The organism is Akkermansia sp. N21169 (assembly GCF_029854675.1).
In the GTDB taxonomy this organism is placed as follows: Bacteria; Verrucomicrobiota; Verrucomicrobiia; order Verrucomicrobiales; family Akkermansiaceae; genus Akkermansia.
The window spans coordinates 61,041-84,678 of the sequence record NZ_JARWNC010000034.1 but is presented as its reverse complement, the minus strand read 5'-3'; the positions used below and the strand labels follow the sequence as shown (position 1 = coordinate 84,678).

Below are 23,638 nucleotides of genomic sequence, written 5' to 3'. Positions count from 1 at the left end.
CTGTCGGGTTTTCCGTCAGCATTGTTTTTTATTTAGAGAGAAAGGATATAGAGATCATTCCCCGTCAAGGCAGCAAGGTACCAGGACGGCATCCCGCATCCCGTGGATTTTCTTTTTATCCTCCGGGGCAATCGTTGCCAACGCACCGCCCAAAACGACTTCTCCCGAAATACTACGATAGTAGTAGGGACACAGGCGGACACGCCCTTTCATCGTCCATAAAGCCCCCGTCTCTCTATCGTAGCAGGGGTGTTCCACTACTTTGCCGGAATGAAACTCCTGCATGATCCAGGGAGAAGAGCCGAACTGGGACAATGCCTCATCCAAGGCTTCCGACCATTCGCCAGAAGGCATATCGTGTCCTATAAACACCCCGCGAGCGCCCCAGGCAAGTTCATTGAACCCGGATATTTTAAGGACGAGGCGCCGTTCTTTCTGACTCATGGACGCTACCTCCCTCCAGTCATGTACATGAAGCCACGGTAGACAGGCCTGGGGCGGCAGGGGGGAAGGATCCACCACCCAGCCATGGGGTACCAGTTCGTTCATGCGTTCCAGATAAGCGCCACGCATACGGTTTTTCCATTCCTGCCGCAAACCGGGAGTATGGAAGAGAGCCAGCCACAACTTCTCCTCCAGATGCGGCACGGGAGGAGGAGATAAACGGATATGCCCGCCGGACGCCGCCTCCAGCAACTCACGACTGCCGGGAATAGCATCCGTATCGAACAATTCAAAAAAGCGGTACACGCATCGGCCTTCCCGCATTGCGTAAGACTCCGCAGGGGAACAAGAAAAGCCTTCCCCGAGAACTGAAGCGAAATATTGCATCTCAGCCATGTAATCGCCGGATTCCCTGGAAACGACAATATCAGCTCCCTCGGGATGCGCCAACCTGAAACCATCAATCATTCCGTCGCTTCCCCCCAGGATATTCCAGCCGGCAGCACCGTACAACCGGCTCAAAAACGTTGTTACACCCTGCCCACCCGGCACGGAATCCAGCTCAGTCACGGCCCATCCTTTTTCCGTCAGAATCAAGTCCGGCCTCATGACGGACGGAACCGCCTGGATCATCGTCCGCGACCGCTGGATATCCACCAGCCAAGACGGTTTCCCCTGATCCAGCAACGGAGCCAGCCATTCGTGTCTCCTGCCCTGTGCCGAGGCATGATACAAGGCATTGCAGGCATCGTAGAACCGGGCCAGGATAACGCCCAGACCTTTCAGGAACTTCACCTGTTTCTTGTCCAGCCGAAAAGGCTCCGGAGAAAGCATCCAGGTCACATCTCCGCGGAAAAGCCCTCCATTTGGGAAAGCTTCCTTCAGGCTCTTGAAAGACAAACGTTCCGGAGTTCTCATATCCGTTCCTTGATCAAACATCAATTCAAAGAGCGCAGGGCGGCACGAATCAATTCATCCGTAGGCGAATCGGGACTCGTTTTGAGTTGGGCAGCTATGGCCTTGCGGGCTTCCACCTGCTTGAACCCGAGAGCCACCAAAGCCAGTTCCGCATCACTGGCTGCCAGGCTCGTCTCTCCCTGCGCTTGAGCTTCCCATGTCGCAGCAAGCCCGATTTTGTCTTTAAGTTCCAGGACAATGCGTTCCGCCGTCTTTTTCCCGACCCCCTTGGCTCGGGCAATTCCGGAGATATCGCCTTGGACGACGGCAGACTTGAACTGTTCCACATTCATCGATCCCAGAATGGCAATAGCCGTTGCCGGACCAATGCCTGATACGCGATCGATCAACAACATGAAAATATCCTTCTCCGCCTCGGTCGCAAACCCGTATAATGTCTGGGCATTCTCGCGAATATGTAAAAATGTCTTCAACAGCAATTCCCGGCCCGGCAGAGGATTCAACGAATCAAAAGTGGACAGGGGGACCGTCACCTCATATCCGACCCCATGGACATCCAACAGAATCCTCTGAGGCATTGCCTCCGCTACAATCCCGCGCAAGAAAGCTATCATACCCGGCAGACTGCCACCAACAATCCGCCTCAAACAAACAAAAAACGCGACAGTTTGCAACCGCTGTCCCGATTCCCACCATAGATGCCGGGAAAATGAGGCGGCACAGTAAAAGTCCATTGAAAGCCGCCGCGACTTCTTCTATACTGCCCGGGCTATGCCGAAACCCGCACTTGGTAAAGGACTGGGCGCTCTCATTACAAAGCAGGGCTCGAAGGAATCTGTTGACAGTTTATCTGTTAAACAACCGGGGGATATTGTACACCATTTGCCTCTCGACAGCATCCATCCCAGTTCACTCCAGCCACGTTCCGTCTTTACCGAAGCCCAGTTGGAAGAACTCCGAGAATCCATCCGCGAACACGGTATCATCCAACCCCTGATCGTGCGGCGCAAGGATTCCGGCTACGAACTCATTGCCGGAGAACGACGCTGGCGTGCTTCTGCTTCCCTCGGGCTTGAATCCGTCCCGGCCATCATCCGCGAAGCCTCCGACCGCGACGTTCTCGAAATGGCGTTGATTGAGAACCTGCAGCGAGAAAACCTCAGCCCTCTTGAAGAAGCATCCGGCTACCTCCGGCTCAAAAACGAATTCAAACTCAAGCAGGGAGACATCGCCCAGCGGGTCGGAAAATCCCGCGCCTCCGTCGCCAACAGCATCCGCTTGCTCGATCTCTACGAAGACGCTCGGAAATTGCTCGCCGACGGTTCACTCAGCGTCGGCCATGCCAAGGCCCTCCTCGGCGTCAAAAACGAAGCTGACCAGAGTAAACTAGCCCAAGAGTCAGTCATGAAATCCTGGACCGTGCGCCAAATCGAGAAAGCCGTCCAAACGTATCTCAACCCTCCAGACCCTATTCCTCCCTCCCGTAAACCGGCCAGCCCGGGCTACCGCAAGATTTGCTCGTACCTCTCCCGCCAGATTTCGGCACCAGTCAACATTTCGTCTCACGGAGCCAAGGGAACCATCGAAATTTCCTATGCCGACCGCAGTGACTTCATGCGCATTCTGGAACTTTTAGGCATTGAAATGGATCCGGACGTATTCCCCTCATCCCGGTAATACAACGGAGGAAAAAAGGCCTCGCCATGACGAACCGCATCCTTACCTGCATCCTCTTCCTCCTTCTGTTTGCCTGTGAACAGAAAGAACGACCCGTCACGGCTACGGCTGCACCGAATGCCGGCAACGCCCCGGAAAAACTTGTCGATTCCCCCGAATTTTCCGGTGATAACGCCCTCTTCCACTCTCTGAAGATCGTTTCCTTCGGAGAACGCCATCCGGGTTCTCCGGGAGCAGCCCGGCAACTCGCCTATCTCAAGGACGAACTTGCCCGGCACGGTTGGAGCGTTCAGGAACAACGCTTCACATCCCCCACCCCGTCCGGAGAAAAAAACTTCGTCAACCTTCGGGCCAGATTCGGCAACAAGGCGGACTTCTCCAGGCCCGCTGACGGCATCGTCTCCTGCCACATCGATACCAAAACGGAAATCCCCGGTTTCGTGGGAGCCAACGATGGTGCTTCCGGAGCCGGAGCCCTGCTGGAACTCTCCCGAATCCTTGCCGGAACACCTGGACAAGCCTCCCGCATAGAACTTGTTTTCTTCGACGGAGAGGAAAGTTTCGGCCGCCACATCACGCCGGAAGACGGTTTGTACGGATCACGCTACTATGCCGGCACCCTGCGGGATTCCCTTCCGGTCTGGATGATCAATCTGGACATGGTCGGACGCCAGGGTATGAGAATCCGCATCCCTTCCGATACCCCCCTGCCTTTCTACCAGCTCTACTCCCGCGCCATCGACGACCTGAAACTGCCGTCTCGTTCCTGGGGAGTCGCCAGTACAACCATTATAGACGACCACGCTCCCTTTCAGGAACACGGCGTAGCCACCATCAATATCATCGATGATTTCAGCGAAGGCAACTGGTGGCACACTGCGCACGACAGTCCGGATATCCTTTCGGCGGATTCCCTTCACCAAACAGGACGCATGACGCTTTACCTGTGCGACAAGCTTCTGTCCCCCGGCTCCCCGTACCCTCGTTGAGAACCAGTCCCCGCTGCCGTTTATGTCATTCACGGATCCATGGTTGTTCTGGGCTCTTCCGGCAGTAGCCATCCCGGTTTTGATCCACCTGATCAACCTGTGGAGACACCGTTCACGGCCATGGGCAGCCATGGAGTTTCTCCTGAAAGCGACCCGTGAAACGCATGGAGGCAGGAAAATCCGGCATTACATCATCCTGTGCCTCCGCATGCTGGCTCTTCTCCTGCTGATTGCCGCCATGGCGCAGCCTCTCCTCAGCCCCTTCCTGGGTTTCAAATCGTCCGGTGTCCAGCGAGTCCTGTTAATTTTGGACCGTTCCGCCTCAATGGGAACACGAAGCGATGGAACAACAAGCCTCCAGCAGGCCATCCCGCCCGTCATTGCGGAAACCATGGAAACCCTCAAAGGAGCACGCCTCATCATGCTAGATTCCGTCTCGTGGAAATTGCAGGAAATCCCAACCCCCGAAGCCCTTGCAGGCAGTTCGTCCACATCCACGACGGATACTGCATCGGACATCCCCGGTCTTTTCATGAAGGCGGCTGATTTTCTTAAGGACACCCCTGGCGGCAAAACGGAAATATGGGTAGCGTCCGACATGCAGATTTCCGACTGGATGCCTACGTCGCACCGCTGGGAATATGTCCGTTCATCACTAGCCGCTCTTCCCAACCCGCCCAGTATCCGCATCCTCGCCCTCAGAGACAGGCCGGCGTCCAATCGCGGCATCCGCATCCATGACGCCGTCCGGGAAGACAATGCCCTCATTCTCGACTTTACGGTCACCCGGTACGATTCGGGAGACAAGGACCGGGAACAGATTCCCCTCGTCCTCTCCCTCAACAATATCAGAACCGAATTGAACATCTCCGTCTCCGGCACCTCCACGCGACTTACCCGCAAAATCCCCCTGCCGCCCGGCATGGAATCCGGTTTCGGATACTTGAGTTTACCGGATGACAGCCAGCCCAGGGACAATACAGCCTATTTCGTCTTCTCGCCTCCCCCCGAAATCCGGGTGGAAATCATGGCGCAGACCCCGGACATTGCCGGAATCCTCACTAACATGGCAGCTCCACCCGGTATCGAAGGCATGAAAGCTTCCTCCACGTTACTGCCAGTCAGACTCCCGCTTCTTCTGGATAAAACGCCTCTCGTCATCTGGCAGGGACCGTTCCCCAAAGACAACAAAACGGCCAACCTTGATGCCTACACCAGAAACGGCGGCACCATACTTTTCCTTCCTCCCGTGTATGAACCCAAGAATGCGGAAGAAAGGAAATTCCTCGAAGTTACCTGGTTGCCCCGGGAACAGGCGCCGGAAGACACCTATTTTCGCATCACCGCCTGGGATCGCGAATCGGGCATCCTCCGCAACGGCAGGGACAAAAATCCTCTTCCGGTATCCGGAGTCAGGGCCATTGTCCGCGCGCCCATCCACGGTACGGGTGAGACCATCGCCACTTGGGACGACGGCAGCGTCGCCCTGCTGCACATCCCCAATGGAGAAGGAGATGCCTACTTCCTGGCAACAGCACCCGATTATACCTGGTCCAATCTGGCTGACGGTCATCTCCTCCTTCCCGTCATCCAGCGCCTCGCCAGGCAGGGAGCAGACCGTTTCCTGCCCCAGCTCTCACTTCACGTTGCCGATGACAGACTCCAGCCCTCACCGGACGAAAGCAATCCTCAAAGGCTGGATGACAAAGCTCCCCCGGAAGGCCGCATCTCTCCTTGGATCATGGCAGGAATATACCGCATGGGAGAAAGAAATTTCAGCACCAACATCCCACCGGGAGAATTGACGAAGGAGCAATTGCAAAACGACGCTCTTTCATCCATCTTCCAAGGGCTTCATACCAGCCTCCTGGGTATCCACGGCAGCGAACCTCCCCTTGCTGTCGAGATCTGGAAGCCTTGCCTTCTGTTGGCCCTCTTCTGTCTGCTCGCCGAAGCCATTCTCCAGCTTCCCGGATCTACCAAATCCGGAAGACACCGTTCCCGGCACCCATGAACATTTTTTCCATGCACCTCGTCTTCCATCCCACATGGTTCTCATCTCTGACCGTCCCGGTCATCCTGGGTACGGCGGCCATGCTATGCCTTCTGGCTTGGAAACGCAGGCGCGGTACGGGTATCGCCCTACTGGAAGCATTGCGATTCTTCATCATCACATCTATGGCCATCCTGCTGTTCCAACCGGAATTGGTAGAAGAGACGCCTCCTTCCCCTCACCCCGTCATTCCCGTCCTGCGGGATGCCTCTGCCTCCATGCAGACCAGAGACGTTTCCCAAGGACGAGGAAAAGTCATTTCCCGGCAGGAACGGGCACAACATATCATCGCCGGCAGACTCCAGGGACAATTGCCGGATGGAACACAGCTTCTCCCCATCGAATTCTCCGGTCAGTCCGATGCCGTGGATCACCTTCCGGACGGAACGGATCTTTCCCGGCCACTGGAGGACATCCTTCAATCCGCCGATAATGTACGGGCTGTCGTCCTTGTTACGGATGGTTTCCATAATGCGGACTCCCTGCCTCTCGTCGCAGCCCAGAAGATGCGTCAGAAGGGAATCCCGCTCATTGCAGTACCGGTCGGTTCCGAGAGGGCTTTGCCCGATATTGCCCTGGCGGAACCCCGCATCCCAGGTTATGGAATTGTGGGAGAACATGTCCAAATACCCTTCACTGTACGCAGTTCCATGCCAAATGACGCCGACTTGAGTATTACGTTGGAATCCCTTGACACAGGAATCAAAAAGACGCAATCCCTTCACCTCGAATCGGGACATGAACAAGCTGCTTCAGCCCTCTGGAAAATTACAAAAACAGGCCCGGAACGCCTTCGCCTGGCAGTCTCTCCCATCCCCGGTGAATCGGATCGTGAAAACAATTCCTTCGATTTCACCATCGACGGGCGCCAGGAAACGATCAAGGCACTCGTTATCGACACTCTCCCGCGCTGGGAATACCGCTTTATCCGCAACGCCCTGTCGCGAGATCCTTCCGTCGAAGTGCATACTCTCCTTTTTCTCCCCGGCCTGCCCCATCCTGGCAAAGGAGAAAACTATCTGGAGCGTTTCCCGGAAAGCCTGAACGAACTCGCCTCCTACGACGTCATCTTCCTCGGAGACGTCGGCATCGGAGACAAGGGACTCACCATCAAACAGGCGGAACTCCTCAAAGGACTTGTGGAAAACAGAGCCTCCGGACTTATCTTCATCCCAGGCCCTCAGGGCAGGCAGATGCAACTCCTCGAATCTCCACTGGGAGAACTCATGCCCGTCATCCTTGATACCTCGCATCCCAAGGGAACACGCATGTACGAGCCATCCCCCCTCGTTCTGACCCCCGAAGGCAAGGAATCCCTCCTGACTCTCCTCTCGGACAACAAAGATGACAATGAAGATATCTGGCGCAACCTCCCCGGTTTCTACTGGTACGCTCCGGTAGAAAGAGCCAAGGCCGGAGTCCAGGTTCTGGCCGTCCATTCCTCCGCCAACAATGCGTATGGCCGCCTGCCTCTACTCGTTACCCAGCCAGCCGGAACCGGGAAAGTCCTGTTCATGGGAACGGATTCCGCCTGGCGCTGGCGCCGCGGGGTCGAGGACAAATACCACTACCGATTCTGGAGCCAGGTGGCGCGATGGATGAGCTACCGCCGCAATATCTCTGCAGGTTCACGTCTTCGTCTTTTTGCCGTTCCGGAAATACCGGAACCGGGTGACACCGTCAGCCTCACGGCTATGGCCTCGGACACCTACGGTTCCCCGATGAGCAATGGTGAAATCCTGGCCGATATTACCGGACCAAACGGCAACACCAGCCGCATCCAGCTCCGTCCCTTGGAAAACACCTGGGGTTCCTATGGCGGAAGCTTTAAAATCAACGAGCCAGGCCAATGGACCGTCCGTTGCTTCTGTGCGGATACCCCCGATCACTCCCAAAGCCTCACCTTCCCCACATCCCGGGTAATCCGGGAAAAAACCGGGCTGCCCGCCAACTTGTCCCTACTCAAAGAAATGGCCTCCGTCACCGGAGGAGTATTCGTAGATTCCGACGACCAGCTCCGCAACCTCCCGGAGCTCCTTCGCCGCCTGCCTCCGCTAGCCCCGCAGATCCGCGTCATCCCCCTCTGGAACAATCCCTGGGTTCTCGGAACATTCATTGCCCTGCTCACAATCTTCTGGATTGCCAGAAAACGGGCCGGAATGATCTGATCCTCCCTTCTCCGCCCACCCAACAGTGGGAGGATTATCAATTAACGGGTCTTCTCATAAGTCTGTCGGTCAAGTTCATTGCCATTCGTAAAAACAAACAACTTACCGTCCAGAATGCAAAAATAACGCACCTTGCCATCAGAGGATTTGAACGTATGGCAAAAACCATGGGGAGACGATGTAACGTAGGAATAGCTTATGTTCGCGCTCTTTCCCGGCGAAGAGCAAACGACCTTGCCATCAGGAGATATCGTGAAAATTTCCTTCTTCCCGGTTCCCTGCCAGGTTCCCACGAATTGATTGGCGGGCCATTTACCCGTGACCGGCGCCATTGAAGAAAATTGAGTTTTTTCCTTATTAATCATCTCATGTAGGGTAAATACGTCATCCATCCGTCCTTCATTCACCAGCTTGATGCGGATTTTCTCCAGTTCATTGATGTACTTGGCGGACAATGGCCTGCAATACTTTTTGCAATTCGCCTTGTATTCATTTTCCAACCTTGCCAGGATATCCTGTTTTCCCGTTTCCTTGTCCGCCTGCAGGTTGAGAATCGTTACACCCCAGCGGGAAAACACACCCAAGGTTTTTTCATCAATCCGTATCCACGCGCGCTTAGCATCGGAGTTTTGAAAGACAATATAATCGGCCGATGATTTCGCAGGATCCATCACTTCAGGCGTTTTGTTCACCTGTTTGCCGGGCAAATGCTCGACAAGAGTATTGTCGTTGTCCAGCCAATACAGATTGTTTTTATAATCTCCCCATACTCCAGGAATTGCCACTCGAGACTCTTTTTCCTCCTGAACATCAATATTTCCCGGCTGTTCCAACTGATTGATCTTCTTCTTGATCTGGATCATAGTATCCCAGTCGTCCGTTTTCATTTTTGCCTTGAGAAACTGGTTCAACCTCGTCTTGTATTCTTCCCGGGCACGGTTAATCATCGCATTGCTGGCCTTGGTATAGGCTTCGTACACGCCGAGAGCTTCCTGGGGGACATTGTCTACACTATCGCCGCCTGACGCCCAGACAAATCCGCCGAGCATGGAGAGGACGGCAACCGGATATTTCATCATATTCATCGTATTTTTCTATACTGCACATCTCCTGATTTTCCTGTCAAGGAGATTCATTCCGCACAATATTCCACGTTCATTCCTTGTCGACATGAGGAAAATATCCTATAAGTCCCTTTGGGATCTCCATCAAGAGTTTCCCGGGAACAACCACCCATTTTGTTATGAATGATGAAAGTATGGAATTTTTGACGGAATTGCTGGAAACGCCGAGCCCTACCGGGCTTGAATTCGAAGCACAAAAAGTATGGGCGCAGGAATTGGAACAGTACGCGGATGAAGTCGAATGCGATGCCTACGGCAGCACTTGGGCCAAATTCTTCGCGAAAGACGCCAAGGCTCCTACCCTCATGATTGAAGCACATGCCGACGAAATCGGCTTCATGATCCGCTACGTTACACCGGAAGGCTTCCTCCGAGTCGAACGCGTGGGTGGCTCCGACATCGCCATCGCCCGCGGACGGCGCATCCGTTTCATGGGGACTCAAGGAGAAGTCGTCGGGATTACAGGCAACACGGCTATCCACCTGCGTGGCGGCGAGGATACCGTCCCGAAAACATGGGATATCTTTGTCGATGTCGGAGCATCGTCTGCCAAGGAAGTGGAAGAAATGGGCCTGCGGGTCGGCCACATCGGCGTCTATTGCGATGGTCCCATGTTGATGAACGGCAAGAAACTCGTCTGCCGAGCCTTGGACAACCGCATCAGCGGGTTCATCCTCTCCGAACTAGCCAGAAAATTGAAAAAGTCCAAAAAGGAACTTGCCTGGAACCTCGTACTTCTCAATGCCGTCCAGGAAGAAGTGGGTGGTCATGGAGCTACTATGGCCACGTTCAGAATCCGGCCGGATGCAGCTATCTGCCTGGATGTCACTCATGCTACCGATTCCCCCGACCTGAGCAAGGACAGGTACGGCGATATCAAACTTGGTAAAGGTCCCGCCCTCACCTTTGGTACAGCCAACCATCCCAACGTCACGGCACGGCTGGAACTGGCCGCTGACAAATCCGGCATACCCGTCCAGTTTGAAGCATCAAGCCGCTGCACGGGGACGGATACGGATTCCATCTTCATCTCCAGGGAAGGGGTTCCATCCGCCCTCGTTTCGATTCCCCTGCGCTACATGCATTCTCCGGTAGAAACGGCCGACCTTGATGATGTGGACGCCACGGTAGAGTTACTCCACGGCTTCATCAAGTCATTGAAAAAGAGCGACGACTTCCGTTATTCCCTCGGCAAGTAAAAGCCCGGTTTTATTCACCGGCCTTTCCTGGCTCAATAATCAATCATGAATTCAAAAGGGTCATCGGCGAACAACCGATGACCCTTGCATTTATTGAGTCTAGACCGGAATCTTCCGGGCACGAAACTGCTTTTATTTAGTGGTTTCGAAATAGAAACGTTCGACAATCTTGCCGTCTTCCTGGGAAACAGAATAGCGGATACCTTTGACATCCTTGCTGATGGCATTAAGCACATCGGCGACAGTACGCAAGTTACGGGCAATATCACTATCCGGAGCTGTCGTTTCCATCGTCTGAGCCCAAGTGCCGGCAAACTTCGCCCACGGATCCGAATCCATGCGGATACACGCACCCAAGGGACCGTATACAGTCGGCACGATGGCACTTGCATCGGGATGAAGGGAAGCCTGAACGACGGGAGCAATGAAGTTGCGGGAGGTACTAGCGGCAACCAGGGAGTCACTCACGGCAAGAACCGGCATCCAGTCATTGCCCGTATTCGGGATCGGATAGGAGTAGAAGGTCTGACCATCCGGGCCTTTTTCTTCGGTCGGCTTGGCGAGATCCACCTTGCCGGTCAGAGGCTGGAGGATAGCCTTGTTGGCTTCCAAAGCCTTGCTGACGTCAGCCCATGCGGAGGAGAGTTTGGACATATCCGCCACACGAGCGATTGAAGTGATGCGGGGAATACGGGCATTCTTGGCGAAGCTTTCGGGAATCTCTTTGTTACTCGGAAGCATGCCCTTGAAGTCCATGACTATTCCCTGGGCAGGCTCATACCCGGCATCGGCCTTGCGAGAAGCATTCCAAATCGAAGAGATCAAAGGCACGAACGGTTTGACTGCATTGCAGCATTCATTGACCTCTTTGCCCTTGTTCGTTTTGACCGTTGCCAGTAGCTCCAATGAATTCCAGGCAAATTCGCCAGCCTGACCGCAAAGGTTCATGAACACATTCTGGTAATCGGGAGCCAGGGAAATAACCATGGATAAGGCATTGTCCGGCACGTTCAGCAGGCCGCTCATGGAAGCAGCGGAATGTTTCCAATCGTAAATATTGTTGGTTCCGGTCTTGATTTCACCCATCAATCCTTTGTTCCACCAGGAGTAGAAAGATACGGGCTGTGTCACATCGCAGAAGTCATACATCGCCTGTTCACTGGCATTCAATGCCTTAATATCACTGCAAATCTGATCGATTTTCGCTTTATCAAGACCATGCTTTTGCTGGGCCGTAACCAATGCATTGACAACTCCATTCGTCTGCCCTTGGGAATAGGCTTTGGAAATATCCATCAGAGATTTCAAGAGGGGGGACGTTGCAAATGAAACGCAAAATGCCCGGGAATCCAAATGTCCGTCTACGAAAGCAAATTCCTGTTTACCGAGGATGGATTCGGCGGGAGATGCAGGAAGTGTCAGTTGCTTGGGATTGGAGCAGAACACTGCCATACCGACATTACCCTTGAAACCGACAAGCAGATGCAGCTTGGCCGTTGAAATCTTGTTGATAATCTTGTTAACCGTAGCTGCATCCATTCCGCTACCGGCGAGGGCAGCAGCAACCATCTTGGAGGCCTTGGGGCCATCCAGCTTGACGCCGGAAAACGATACGCCGCCAGTTTCCGCAGTACTCGGCATCAATGCTCCCTGGCTCATCATACCGGCCATCATTCCCAACTGGGTAACAGATGTCTTTACTTGAGTAGCGGCTTCCTCATCCATTTCCACGGCAATGAAAACAGGAGCGGTTCCCGTTTCTGATTCCAAATCAATCTTGTCAAGCAACTCAAGTCCTGCAGAGACGAGCTGCTGAATAGAAGCAGGATCCATCTTTAGAGACTTTCCGGGAGCTGAGAACAATCCATCCGTCATCGTATTGATATTCTGGCTCTGTGTAATTTCGCTCACTTTTTGTAGCACAGGGGCCAGTTTGGTGAATAAGGCCGGCATGTCCGAACCTCCGGCAATCACTACATTCTTCACAGGAACGGAAACTTTCTGTTTGACCGTTACCGGAGCCGCAGGAGAAGCGTTGTCACCACCGGCCATCAACTTGGTCGTATCCACTTCCGTTTCTGCGGGGACAGCATTTTCTTCTTCACTCGTGTCAGGACTAGCATCTTGCTTAAGCTGGGAGGCGGAATTGATGTACTCCCCCGTATGGGATGCCATAAACGACTGCACCACGGAAGGTATATCGTACAGGGCATAAACACAGGAACTTTCCGCCGGGACTAAATCCAAAAGAGCCAGCTTGGCGGAACGTTCCGCCGGAGTAGCCGGTTTAACCTGGGGAGCCTGGGGCACGGGAGGTTCCTTCGGGCCTTCATCCTTACAGGAAGTGAGACAGCAGGCCGCCGCAAAGGGGACCGCAAGATAACGGTATGTGTGCAGTTTCATACTACACACAATATGGAGCAAGCAGGATCAAGTTGCAAACAACTTCTGCGCTCCTCTTCCGGAATTTCCAGAGTCGGAAATCAGACTACAGTGGCTCCGCCACCGGAATATCGTCTTCTACAGGAGGCATTACCGGCTTCGGAGCCTCTGCGGGAACGGGGGATTTTCTCAAATTACGGGGAATTTGTCTGGGCAGTCCGGGTATATAATCCGGGTCTCCGGGCTGGGGATACATGCTGGGACTTGTATTTTCCGCCGGGACAGAGGCGGAACCAGGATTGACGGGAACCATCTTCTTGTTGGAATCCGAGGAATCATCCACCTCTTCGGATAACTGAGCCGCAGAAATAGGTGGAACATCCATGCCGGAAGCAGGCTTGGCTGCCCCGGGGTCGGGCTCATCCGCCGGCACGGCAACGGGAATGGCGGTTTCCGGGTTGAGCTCAGCCTTAACGTCTTCCTTCACACTTTCAAAAAATTCCTTCACAATCGGGGCAGCCTTGGCGCCTCCGCCGATTCGTTCCCCTGGAAGACCTTCATAAAGCACGGCATAGGCATACCGAGGATTATCGACTGGCAAGAACCCGGCAAACCAAGCCAAACGGGAGTCATCCTTCTCAGGCCCCCACTGGGCCGTACCGGACTTCCCAGCAATGGACGTATAAGACAATCTAGCATGGCGGCCCGTCCCACCTTCTCCATTGACCACCGCATCCATACCCTTGCGGACGACGGCAATCTCGCTGGCATATTCGGTCAGGGGAGTCTGAATTTCCGGGTTGGCCACATAAATGACATTGGCGTTGCTATCTTGAATCTGTTTGACAAGATGAAGTTTGGGAAGGCCGTAGCCGTTGGCAATACCCGCCATGGCATGAGCAACCTGCAAAGGGGAAGCCAGCAACACACCCTGCCCAATCGACATGTTGACAACATCTCCCGACATGAAGTTGCGGTGGTGGCGCTGGATCATGTATTCGCTATCCGGTACCAACCCCTTGTAATCCGGGATGGGCAAACCGGTCTTGGAACCATAACCAAACAACCGGGCCGTATCCAAAAGCCTGTTGGCCGAAGATACGGACGTGTTGCCCAAGCGCATAGCCGTCAACGCCATGAATATGTTATTCGACCTAGCCAGGGCGCGGACACAGTTGATATACCCTTCCGGAATCTTGCTCCAGTTCCGGAACGTATGCTTGCCGATCTGGATGGATGCCGGACAATTGACTGTCGTATTGGCATCAATGACGCCGTATTTCAGAGCTGCCATCACCGTAATCACCTTGAAGGTAGATGCCGGAGGATATTTACCCTGGAAGGCACGGGAAAGAAGAGGCTTGGAAGGATGAGTGCTCAACGCCTCAAAATCTTTCTGGGATATGTTGGGAATGAACAGGTTGGGATCATACGATGGAGTCGATGCCATCACAAGGACTTCACCGCTCTTACAATCGATGACGACCATGGCGCCGCGCCGGGCTCCCTTGCCCAGAGCCTTTTCCGCCTTCTTCTGCCAACTGAGATTAAGAGTCGTCACAAGCGAACCGCCGGGCTTGGGACGCGATTGAAGTTCGTCGAGAATTTTATTGCCATCTTCATCGAACATGAGGCGCCACACACCGGGCTTGCCGTTCAATGTATGATCATATTCCTTTTCCAGCCCTATGCGGCCTTCCGTCTGTTCCCACAAGGGATCCATATGGTTGATCGGCCCGGATGGCAACTTTCCCTTGGAGCCGACATACCCGATAATGTGGGCGGCCATTTCCTTGGCGGGGTAATATCTGATGTAAATGGGCAGGAGTTCCAGACCACGCACCTTGTCCACCTGGGTACGGATTTTCTCCGCCTCATCGTCGCGAATTACATTGGTCACAGGCAGGGGAAGCCAACGACGGTCCTTGTAATGCTGCCACAATTTTTCATCGGTAAATTCCCAGGTTTTTCCTGTAATTTGATGCGCTTTTTCAAGGCAGGAACGCCCGAAACGAACAATATTCTCACGGTCTTCGTTTTCAAACTGTCCGAAACGAAGGGCAAGCTGATAGGCGACTTTCGTCTGGGCGAAGGCTTCCCCGTTGCGATCCAGAATCTGACCTCGCGGAGCAGGGATAAGCAAAGCCATCGTACGGGCCGACGTGCGGGTTTTGGCGTAGGATTCGGTCGCAGCCTGGGACTGATCCCCCTTGACTCCGGAAATACTTATTTTTTTTCCGTTTCCAGCGCCATCGTTATCACCCCGCTGTTCCTGATCGGGAATAGGAACGAAAGAAGGGGAATCGTCCAGGCCTTCCTTCTCCCCAGACGCCGTATCTTGCCTGTTGCCGTCATCATCCAGACGGACGCTCGAAACGATCTCGTCTTCATCATCGTCATGCGCGGACGGTTTGACAGGAGCAGGCTTGTTCTGCTGCGGTTTCACGGAAGATGACGGAGCTCCCGCCGCAGGCATGAACAGCAACAGCCCGGCCGACAGGATAGCAACGCCAAGACGAGTAGGAATCATCCGTAACATGACTTATGATAATGGCAGACGCACCCGGGCAATTCAACCCCAAACCCTGTTGCAGACGAACATCAGTCCTCGATCACAACGCGCGTCCCTTCCCCGCACTTCTCAAAAAGATAACTGCAAGCTTCCTGGGGAATGCGCACGCATCCGTGGGAATCAGCATCGCGCAGGACACGGCCAACATGCAGGCCATAGCCATCTTTGATCCGCATCCACAAAGGCATGGAAGCACCAACGAACTTACCGCCGGAGGGAACGGGAGACGAAGATGTTGCATCGGAATTCACGCAGTCGCCGGATGCATTGTACACGCTGCCATAGGAACGGGAACGGTAATCCCGGACTTTTTCGATAATGCGAAAACTGCCCCTCGGGGTTTCGTAAGAGGAACGCCCGGTACAAACCGGAAAATCCATAGCAATCTCGTCGTTCACGTATAGAGCGCCGCGCTGAGCTCCCAGGCGCACCACGATTTTGCTGTTTTCGGTATTTGCCTTTTCAATGCGCTCGTCATGGTACCAGACGTCGCGCGTATCACGATAGTCGGAACGATTGAGAAAATCCTGATAACTTGCGCCTATGCGCCCATCAGGCAATCTGTTCGGGTCGGCCTTATCCTGCATCGACGAGCAGGAAGCCCACATCAATACAGAAGCAACGAGCAAAATACTTGTCAAAAAACGACATTGCATGACGACGCGCGTTTAGCGTGCAGGAGAAATAAAATCAAGTCCGATTTTACCCGGAACCCTCCGCCCTTCGAATTTTCCCTCAGGACGGAGTCAACGGGCGTTCCAGAAAGTTATTTCCTGTCCAACAGAGCATCCAGGGAATATTTTCCAGCCCCCATCAGCATTAGGGCAAGTGCGGCGCCGACATACAAGATCTGATATTCGATACCTTCTCCTGACTGGTTGCCGTACCAATTCATGAAGAATCCATGATCCCAATTGTGCGTCATGGCTACGCCCATCGTAATCGCCAATCCCAATGCGGCCAGACGCGTCAACAACCCGGACACAATCGCCAGAGGAGCAAAAAATTCCGTCAGGATGGCAATCCAGGCCAAGGGCGCGGGAATACCCATGCCTCCCGTAAAAGCGGACAGTGTTGCATCAAGGCCTCCGCCACCGAACCATCCAAGTACCTTCTGGGCTCCGTGAGGCCACATGGCCACCCCCAAAGTGATACGCAGCAATAATTGTCCTGCAGATGTGGCGCAAGGGCAAGTTCCAAAGAGATATCCCGGTTTCATGTCGTTTTCCCCGTATGATTATTTATAAGAAATAGAATTATTTCAGTGTTAAACAATCCCCGCAAAGAATTCGTTGAAAAGAAAATGAATTCACGCTTGATTCCCTCCTCTTTTCGATGTGAACTACTCGCCATGCAAAATCCGGAGTTTGTCAAAAATGCCTTTGCATCCATTGCTCCCAGGTATGTCGCCACCAACCATGTTCTGAGCATGGGCATTGACCTTCTTTGGAGAAACCGCGTCGCTCAAATTGTCTCGGAATGGAAACCGTCAAGGCTCCTGGATTTGGCTACCGGAACGGGAGACCTGGCCTTGGTCATGCAACATGCCATGCCGGATACGGAAATTACCGGATCCGATTTCTGCCAGCCGATGCTCGACATTGCGGCAGCCCGCGGTGTTGCCAACATCGTTTGCGCCGACGCAATGGATCTGCCCTTCCCCGACAAAGGATACGATGCAGTCACCGTCGCCTTCGGCCTCCGCAACATGGCGGACTGGTCCGGCGCTCTGAAAGAAATGAAGCGGATGCTGCGTCCGGGAGGCCACCTGCTCATCCTCGACTTTTCGCTGCCGTCAGGGCTGTTGCGCGCACCGTACCGCTGGTACCTCCACCGGATTCTGCCGATGGTGGCCGGATGGATGACAGGGCACCGAGAAGCCTACGATTATCTTGCCCGCAGCATTGAGGATTTTCCCTGCGGCGAGGCAATGTGCAGTCTGATCGGCCAAGCCGGATTCATCGACGTTTCCGTTGAGCCGCTCAACGGAGGAATAGCCAGCATTTACAGGGGGGAAGCATGAGTGCAGGCGACGCAAGAGAAGGAGTAATCCGCGGTAAAATGACCCGCGGACGTCTCGGGGGGAAACTCGCGGGACTCACGCTTCCCCGGCAAATCTGGATGATTGCCTTCTGGCCGTTCCTGGAACAGGTCATCAGCTTCTTTATCACCTCCTGGGATCTTTTTATCGCTACGTCCATCGGTACAAACGCGCAGGATACCATGTATATTGCCGATGGCATGGGAGCCAGCGTTTTCCTCGTCTGGCTTGGCTTCGTCATGCAAGGTGCCGTCGGCATGGGATCGACGGCTATCGTGTCGCGCATGACGGGAGCCCGCGAATACAGAACGGCCAACCACGCCGCCTGCCAGGCCGGTATCCTCGGAGCCATAGCCGGAGTCCTTTCCTGCGGATTGATGCTCATCGCCAGCAAAATCATGGTCACGTACATCCTGACCATGACGCCGGAAGCCCAGGCCTATGCCATGCAGTACATGACGATCGCCTCGTTCACGGCGCCATTCAGCGGAGTTGTCTTTGCCTTGAATGCCGCCCTCCGGGGAGCCGGTGATACGCGTCTACCCTTCAACATCATGCTTTCGGCCGGATTGCTCAACGTCATCTTCGGCCTCATTTTCATTTTTGCCCCTGCTCCCCTGGGGGGATGGCGCATCGCAGGCATTGCGGCGGGAACCTTGTGCGGATTCGCCGCCAGCCTGATTTTCCTAATACTCGTCCTCTACAAACGCCGCAACAGACTCTACGAAGGAAGGGCCGAGACAGACCTGGACTCCCTGGCCCACGCCCATGGACACAACTTCGTCCCGCCCATCCATTTGGACGGAGAAAGCCTGAAGCCGGATTGGAACATGCAGGGACGCATCCTGCGCATCGGACTTCCCCAGGCCATTGAGGTCTTCGGCATCTGGGCCATTCAGATGTTCTGCCTGTCTATCATCAGCAAACTCCCCATGCCGGGAGCCCTCGGCGTACACAACATCGCCATCCGCATCGAGTCCATGAGCTTTCTGCCCGGTTTTGCCATCGGCATGGCTGCCGCTACTCTCGTCGGCCAGTACCTGGGAGCCCGCAATGCCTTGCTGGCCCGCATCACCATCCTGAAGTGCATCAAGTATGCCGTCGTATTCATGGGAGTTCTTGGCGCGATCTTTTTTATCCTGCCCGGACCATTCATCGAAATCTTCGCCAAGGGAAATCCCGAGATGATCGATTTGGGAATTCCCGTTCTTCGGACAATGATTCTGGTGGAACCTTTTTTCGCGGCCTGCATCGTGATGAAGTCGTCGCTCCGCGGAGCCGGGGACACCAAGCGGGTAATGCTCATTTCCTACGGAGTCATGGGATTCTTCCGCGTCTTCGTCACATGGCTCTGGTTCACCTTCTTCCCCTCTACCATGACCTTGTGGGGAATTTGGCTGCTCTTCGCGGCTGAATCTGCCCTGCAGTGTTTCATTTTCTACAAGATTGTCCGCGGGAAAAGCTGGACTAATCTCAAGGTGTAAGGAATATCTCCTTCCCCCGAAGAGAAGAAAGAGGGGAATGGCGGGCAATCAGTAGATTTGCATCAATTCTTCATTCATCGGCACAACATCTGATGACGAACCGATATCGTCTCCGCCGTGAGTCCCTTCTTCTTCGCGAACGTAAATGACCTCTACTCGGGTACCCGCATCACGGGACGAAGACTTGTAATTGACTCTGGGTTCCAGGATGACAACCGTATTGCCGCCCATAGCCGCCGCCCGGCTCTTAAAGTACCGGACGCGCTCCGCATCGCTATAATCCATGTTGAGACGCGGATTCGTACCGGGCGCCGGAGTAAACGATCCGACATGGACATAGGGGCAGGATGGGAATTCATCCATCAAAAGCACTTCCTCGGCATCAATAGGATCTCTGCGCTTGCCATCGGCTACGGGCTCCCACCTTCCGCCATCGGAACTTCCCATGCTGCAGGACATCAACATTCCCGCGGTCAGTATTCCGATGCACTTTCTGAATGGATCATTCATAACCCGCTTCAATGCAATGCGAGGTCAATAGTCAAAAGGAGGAGTAAAAATACACTGGAACACTTCCTGACCGTTATGAAGCACGCGCACGATCACACGTTCCGGCGTGCGCTTGACATCGTAGGCATCGTGTTCCTGAGGGATGGAAGTAGTCAAACTGCTGTTCCTGACCAGGAGGACATTTTGACGAAAGACCCCGACAACGGCATGGTTACTCATCTTATACATCATATCGTAATCATGCGTCGGCAATGTGATGGATGGTACCTTCTTTTCGTTCACGGCTGCGGAGATACTACTCAGAGGCCGGTAGGTGTCAATGCATTGCTGAAAAAATCAACGATCTCGTTTCCCGGTCATTCCGGAAGAACAAGCGGCAGAACCATATGTGCCCGTAAAAAAGGAGAGACCAATCGCTCACCCCGGATCAGCTCCCGGCAACGGTTCCGATAGAGTTAATGGCTTTAAGAACAAGAAGGTCTGCCATGCCTATAGAAATAGCCAGACTGATCATTCTCTTAGCCGTCCATTCCTTCCGCGTATAAATCAGGGCGATGGCTCCGCCATGAACCAAGAGGGAAGCAATCACACTTCCAACCCAGGGAAGACTGATTTTGGCAAAAACAAACGCCAGGGGATATGTAAAAAACAGGAAGATGTTTAGCAAACCCAGAATACTGTCCACCGGCATCGGCATCTTGTCGGCCAGTAAATAGGCATACACGCCTGACGGAGACATGACACAAAGGATGAGCGTCAGAAGCGATCGTTTGGAGTACCTTTCCGTCTGCGTAGGTATGTACATGGGCATTATGTATGCCTCCGACGGCACTTTCTTGTCAAACGGTAAGGGTGTCCGCATGCACTTAACCACTCTCCGCCTCCTTCCGACATTCAAGCCATGTCCTTCCACCTCGACACCTCCTACCGCCCGTCCGGAGACCAGGCCCAGGCCATCGGCAAACTGTGCAAATCCCTGGATGCGGGTAACAAACACCAATGCCTGCTGGGAGTTACGGGGAGTGGCAAGACGTTTACAATGGCCAATCTCATTGCCCATGTCGACAAGCCGACCCTCATTATTTCACATAACAAAACGCTGGCAGCCCAGCTTCATTCGGAAATGAAGGGGTTTTTCCCCGACAATGCCGTCGAGTACTTCGTCTCCTACTTCGATTTCTACCAGCCGGAAGCCTACATTCCGCGCACGGATACCTACATTGAAAAAGACTCCGCCATCAATGACGAAATCGACCGTCTCAGCATCAGTGCCATGACATCGCTCATCACGCGACGGGACGTCATCGTCGTCGCCTCCGTCTCCTGCATCTACGGCCTGGGTGCTCCGGAGGACTACGCCCACCTCATCGTCTCCATCAAACAGGGCCAGATCATGGACAGGGACGACTTCCTCAGGCAGCTGGTCGTCTGCCTTTACGAACGTAAGGACTTCGAATTCCACCGGGGCACGTTCCGCGTCCGCGGAGAAGTCGTGGAAGTCTATCCGGCGGAATCCGACGGTACAGCCGTCCGCATAGAATTCTTCGGTGATGAAATTGACCGGATTTCCCTCATTGACGCCGAAACCGGACGCGTGCGAGAACACCTGCCCACCTACGCTTTCTTTCCTGCCAAGCAATACGTCTCTCCGCCCGACAAACGAGCCGTCGCCATCCGCAACATTCGCGAAGAACTCGACGAACAGGTCGCCTTCTTCGAAAAACAGAATAAATTGCTCGAAGCACAACGACTGAAAATGCGTACGGAATACGATCTGGAACTCATTCAGGAACTCGGCTTCTGCAAAGGCATCGAAAACTACTCCCGCCACCTCTCCGGACGTCTACCCGGCAGTGCTCCATCAACCCTGCTCAACTTTTTCGGCAACGATTTCCTGACGCTCATCGATGAAAGCCATGCCGGTGTCCCGCAAATCGGAGGCATGTACGAAGGAGACCGCAGCCGCAAATCCGTCCTCGTTGAGCATGGATTCCGCCTCCCCAGTGCCATGGACAACCGTCCCCTGCGTTTTGAGGAATTCATGGAGAGGCAAAAACAGATCGTCTATGCTTCGGCTACCCCCGGTCCGTTCGAACTCATCAACTGCCGACCGGACAACAAAACCTTCATCCCCGTCAAACGCAACAGACGCGGAGCGGACATCCCGGAAAACTTCCGCGGCGTCGTGTTCGATTCCCCCAAGGACATCCGCGTCAACCCCAGCCCTACGAGCCAGCCAATCGAAGAATTCGACCCCACCAAACGATCGACACCTCTGATCGTCGAACAAATCATCCGGCCAACCGGACTGCTGGAGCCCACCATTACCCTCAAGCCCCTCAAAGGACAAATCGACGCTACTATCGAACTCTGCCACGACCGCGCCTCCAAAAACGAACGCGTGCTCGTCACCACCCTTACTAAAAAAACGGCGGAAGACCTCACGGAATATCTCAAAGGCATCGGGTTGCGAGTCTCCTACATCCACGCCGACGTCGATGCCGTCGAACGCGTGGAAATCCTCCGGGAACTCCGCGCGCACAAAATCGACATTCTCGTCGGCATCAATCTCCTGCGGGAAGGACTCGACCTGCCGGAAGTATCCCTCGTCTGCATCCTCGACGCCGACAAGGAAGGCTTCCTGCGCAATGAAACATCCCTCGTCCAGACAGCCGGACGCGCAGCCCGCCACATCCACGGAGAATGCGTCCTGTTCTGCGATGTCGTCACAGACTCTATCCACCGCCTGCTGGAGCTCACCGATTACCGCCGCTCTATCCAGCAAGCCTACAACACTGAACACGGCATTGTCCCGCAAGGCGTCATCCGTCCGGTCCAAGGACCGCTCAGACTCTATGCGGACGATGATGAAGGTTCCTCCCGCGTCGCCGAAGATGAAACGGGATACGGAGACACACCTACCATCGAAGAACTGGAAAAAGAAATGCGCCAGGCTGCCGCCCACCTTGAATTCGAACGCGCCGCCATCATTCGCGACCAAATCAGACAACTTAAGGAACAAGGAACTTCCCGGACGTGATTTTTCCCACCTTCCGGACAAAAAAAGTTCTTTTCTTTATCTTTTCTTAACCGTTTTAGTCTTGCCAAGACCTAATTTAGGCGTATAATTTTTCCACCATGACCCGCAAAGGTGGTATCAACAAAACACGCAAGGCTGTCGCCAAGCGTTTCAAGGTAACCGGATCGGGCAAGGTTCTGCGCCGCAAACAAGGCAAGCGCCACATCCTTCAGAAGAAATCCAGCAAGCGCAAGCGCCAGCTTGGCAAGGCTGCCCTCGTGGATGAAACGCAAGTCTGGGCAATCAAGCAGAATCTGCCCTTCAACTGAAGAACCATAGAAACGCTCGCAACAACCGGGCATTCCTCCCGCTGAACGGGGGGCCTTCGTGCAGCCTTCTTCCCAAGTCAGGAAGATAAGAACAGGCGAGACTGCAAGGAGGTGAGGAAGAACAGTCTGTTCAAGATAGAAATAGAGATAAACTATGCCACGTGCCACAAATGGACCGGCCTCCCGTAAGCGCCGCAAGCGTATTCTTTTGCGCGCCAAGGGTTTCCGCGGATTCCGCAGCAAACTCTTCCGCTACGCCAAGGATGCCGTCTACAAAGCATGGCAGTATGAATACCGTGACCGCAAGAGAAGGAAGGGCCAGTTCCGCCGTCTCTGGATCGCTCGTATCTCCGCTGCCGTTCGTGATCGCGGTTTGACCTATTCCCGCTTCATGGAAGGCCTCAAGGCTGCCAACATCGAGCTTGACCGCAAGGTTCTTGCCGACTTGGCCGTCGCCGACGAAGCCTCCTTTGACGCTATCTTCGCCCAGGCGAAGAGCGCCATCGAAGCCAAGGAAGGTGCATCCCTCCGCGCTTAATCACACTGCTACGAAAAAAATTAACAGTAGGGGGTTTCGTACGTGATGTACGGGACCCCCTACTTCTTTGTTCCATATCCCGTTTCCTTTTAGGCCGGATATTCTCAAGCAGCAATAAAGTCCAGCCCAAAAGAAGTGATTTTCCTCCCATCCTTAACCTCGATAAGGCAGAGGAAGACATCTCCCCTGGC

Annotated in this window: 20 protein-coding genes; 10 read left to right on the top strand and 10 right to left on the bottom strand. The window is 54.2% G+C overall.

Annotation, left to right across the window (positions count from 1 at the left end; all coding sequences use genetic code 11):
- Positions 1-54: 54 nt before the first annotated feature.
- The gene (locus QET40_RS04840; RefSeq protein ID WP_280126039.1) at positions 55-1,362 is read right to left on the bottom strand and encodes a hypothetical protein; all 1,308 of its coding nucleotides are present in this window, start codon (positions 1,360-1,362) and stop codon (positions 55-57) included.
- A gap of 20 nt (positions 1,363-1,382) precedes the next feature.
- Positions 1,383-1,976, bottom strand: a complete 594-nt coding sequence (gene ruvA / locus QET40_RS04835; RefSeq protein ID WP_280126038.1) for a Holliday junction branch migration protein RuvA — start codon at positions 1,974-1,976, stop codon at positions 1,383-1,385.
- Between the two features lie 157 nt (positions 1,977-2,133).
- Between ruvA and QET40_RS04830 the strand changes: the two genes are divergently transcribed.
- Genes QET40_RS04830 through QET40_RS04815 form a run of 4 tightly spaced genes read left to right on the top strand, consistent with a single transcriptional unit; the run spans position 2,134 to position 8,249 of the window.
- A complete protein-coding gene (locus QET40_RS04830) occupies positions 2,134-3,039 on the top strand; it encodes a ParB/RepB/Spo0J family partition protein (protein WP_280126037.1) in 906 nt (301 codons plus the stop codon).
- 26 nt (positions 3,040-3,065) lie between these two features.
- Positions 3,066-4,028 carry a M28 family metallopeptidase gene (locus QET40_RS04825; protein WP_280126036.1) on the top strand — a complete coding sequence of 321 codons (963 nt, stop codon included), beginning with the start codon at positions 3,066-3,068 and terminating at the stop codon, positions 4,026-4,028.
- Between the two features lie 22 nt (positions 4,029-4,050).
- Positions 4,051-6,042, top strand: a complete 1,992-nt coding sequence (locus QET40_RS04820) for a BatA domain-containing protein (RefSeq protein WP_280126035.1) — start codon at positions 4,051-4,053, stop codon at positions 6,040-6,042.
- Positions 6,039-8,249: a hypothetical protein gene (locus QET40_RS04815; protein ID WP_280126034.1), complete on the top strand. Its 2,211-nt coding sequence runs from the start codon at positions 6,039-6,041 to the stop codon at positions 8,247-8,249. Before QET40_RS04820 ends, QET40_RS04815 begins: the two co-directional genes overlap by 4 nt.
- Before the next feature lie 41 nt (positions 8,250-8,290).
- Here the strand turns inward: QET40_RS04815 and QET40_RS04810 are convergent, their stop codons facing one another.
- Complete coding sequence (locus QET40_RS04810; RefSeq protein WP_280126033.1) at positions 8,291-9,328, bottom strand: hypothetical protein; 1,038 nt, start codon at positions 9,326-9,328, stop codon at positions 8,291-8,293.
- 164 nt (positions 9,329-9,492) lie between these two features.
- Between QET40_RS04810 and QET40_RS04805 the strand changes: the two genes are divergently transcribed.
- The gene (locus QET40_RS04805) at positions 9,493-10,572 is read left to right on the top strand and encodes a M42 family metallopeptidase (RefSeq protein ID WP_280126032.1); all 1,080 of its coding nucleotides are present in this window, start codon (positions 9,493-9,495) and stop codon (positions 10,570-10,572) included.
- Between the two features lie 132 nt (positions 10,573-10,704).
- On the opposite strand, the gene QET40_RS04800 is transcribed toward QET40_RS04805, so the two are convergent.
- The 4 genes from QET40_RS04800 to QET40_RS04785 all read right to left on the bottom strand — a co-directional run bounded on the left by QET40_RS04800 (position 10,705) and on the right by QET40_RS04785 (position 16,745).
- Complete coding sequence (locus tag QET40_RS04800; RefSeq protein WP_280126031.1) at positions 10,705-12,975, bottom strand: hypothetical protein; 2,271 nt, start codon at positions 12,973-12,975, stop codon at positions 10,705-10,707.
- An 85-nt stretch (positions 12,976-13,060) separates the two neighbouring features.
- Positions 13,061-15,493 (bottom strand): penicillin-binding transpeptidase domain-containing protein, encoded by a 2,433-nt coding sequence (locus QET40_RS04795; RefSeq protein ID WP_280126030.1) that lies wholly within the window; start codon positions 15,491-15,493, stop codon positions 13,061-13,063.
- Positions 15,494-15,555: 62 nt separating this feature from the next.
- Positions 15,556-16,182 carry a L,D-transpeptidase gene (locus QET40_RS04790; protein ID WP_280126029.1) on the bottom strand — a complete coding sequence of 209 codons (627 nt, stop codon included), beginning with the start codon at positions 16,180-16,182 and terminating at the stop codon, positions 15,556-15,558.
- A gap of 110 nt (positions 16,183-16,292) precedes the next feature.
- Positions 16,293-16,745 (bottom strand): DoxX family protein, encoded by a 453-nt coding sequence (locus QET40_RS04785; RefSeq protein WP_280126028.1) that lies wholly within the window; start codon positions 16,743-16,745, stop codon positions 16,293-16,295.
- A gap of 132 nt (positions 16,746-16,877) precedes the next feature.
- Here QET40_RS04785 and QET40_RS04780 point away from each other — a divergent pair, with 132 nt between their 5' ends.
- Positions 16,878-17,549, top strand: a complete 672-nt coding sequence (locus QET40_RS04780; RefSeq protein ID WP_280126027.1) for a ubiquinone/menaquinone biosynthesis methyltransferase — start codon at positions 16,878-16,880, stop codon at positions 17,547-17,549.
- Positions 17,546-19,051 carry an MATE family efflux transporter gene (locus tag QET40_RS04775; protein WP_280126026.1) on the top strand — a complete coding sequence of 502 codons (1,506 nt, stop codon included), beginning with the start codon at positions 17,546-17,548 and terminating at the stop codon, positions 19,049-19,051. The genes QET40_RS04780 and QET40_RS04775 overlap by 4 nt, the downstream gene beginning before the upstream one ends.
- 48 nt (positions 19,052-19,099) lie before the next feature.
- On the opposite strand, the gene QET40_RS04770 is transcribed toward QET40_RS04775, so the two are convergent.
- The 3 genes from QET40_RS04770 to QET40_RS04760 form a co-directional block, all read right to left on the bottom strand.
- On the bottom strand, positions 19,100-19,498 hold the full coding sequence (locus QET40_RS04770; RefSeq protein ID WP_280126025.1) for a hypothetical protein: 399 nt from the start codon (positions 19,496-19,498) through the stop codon (positions 19,100-19,102).
- A gap of 87 nt (positions 19,499-19,585) precedes the next feature.
- The gene (locus QET40_RS04765; protein WP_280126024.1) at positions 19,586-19,843 is read right to left on the bottom strand and encodes a hypothetical protein; all 258 of its coding nucleotides are present in this window, start codon (positions 19,841-19,843) and stop codon (positions 19,586-19,588) included.
- A 145-nt stretch (positions 19,844-19,988) separates the two neighbouring features.
- Positions 19,989-20,366, bottom strand: coding sequence for a hypothetical protein (locus tag QET40_RS04760; RefSeq protein WP_280126023.1), 378 nt, complete (start codon positions 20,364-20,366; stop codon positions 19,989-19,991).
- A gap of 96 nt (positions 20,367-20,462) precedes the next feature.
- On the opposite strand from QET40_RS04760, the gene QET40_RS04755 reads away from it, so the two are divergent.
- From QET40_RS04755 to rplT, 3 genes are all read left to right on the top strand, one after another.
- Complete coding sequence (locus tag QET40_RS04755) at positions 20,463-22,601, top strand: excinuclease ABC subunit UvrB (protein WP_280126022.1); 2,139 nt, start codon at positions 20,463-20,465, stop codon at positions 22,599-22,601.
- A 98-nt stretch (positions 22,602-22,699) separates the two neighbouring features.
- The gene (gene rpmI, locus QET40_RS04750; RefSeq protein ID WP_280126021.1) at positions 22,700-22,909 is read left to right on the top strand and encodes a 50S ribosomal protein L35; all 210 of its coding nucleotides are present in this window, start codon (positions 22,700-22,702) and stop codon (positions 22,907-22,909) included.
- A 154-nt stretch (positions 22,910-23,063) separates the two neighbouring features.
- Entirely contained in the window at positions 23,064-23,447 is a 384-nt protein-coding gene (gene rplT / locus QET40_RS04745; protein WP_280126020.1) for a 50S ribosomal protein L20, read from the top strand.
- Positions 23,448-23,638: the final 191 nt, after the last annotated feature.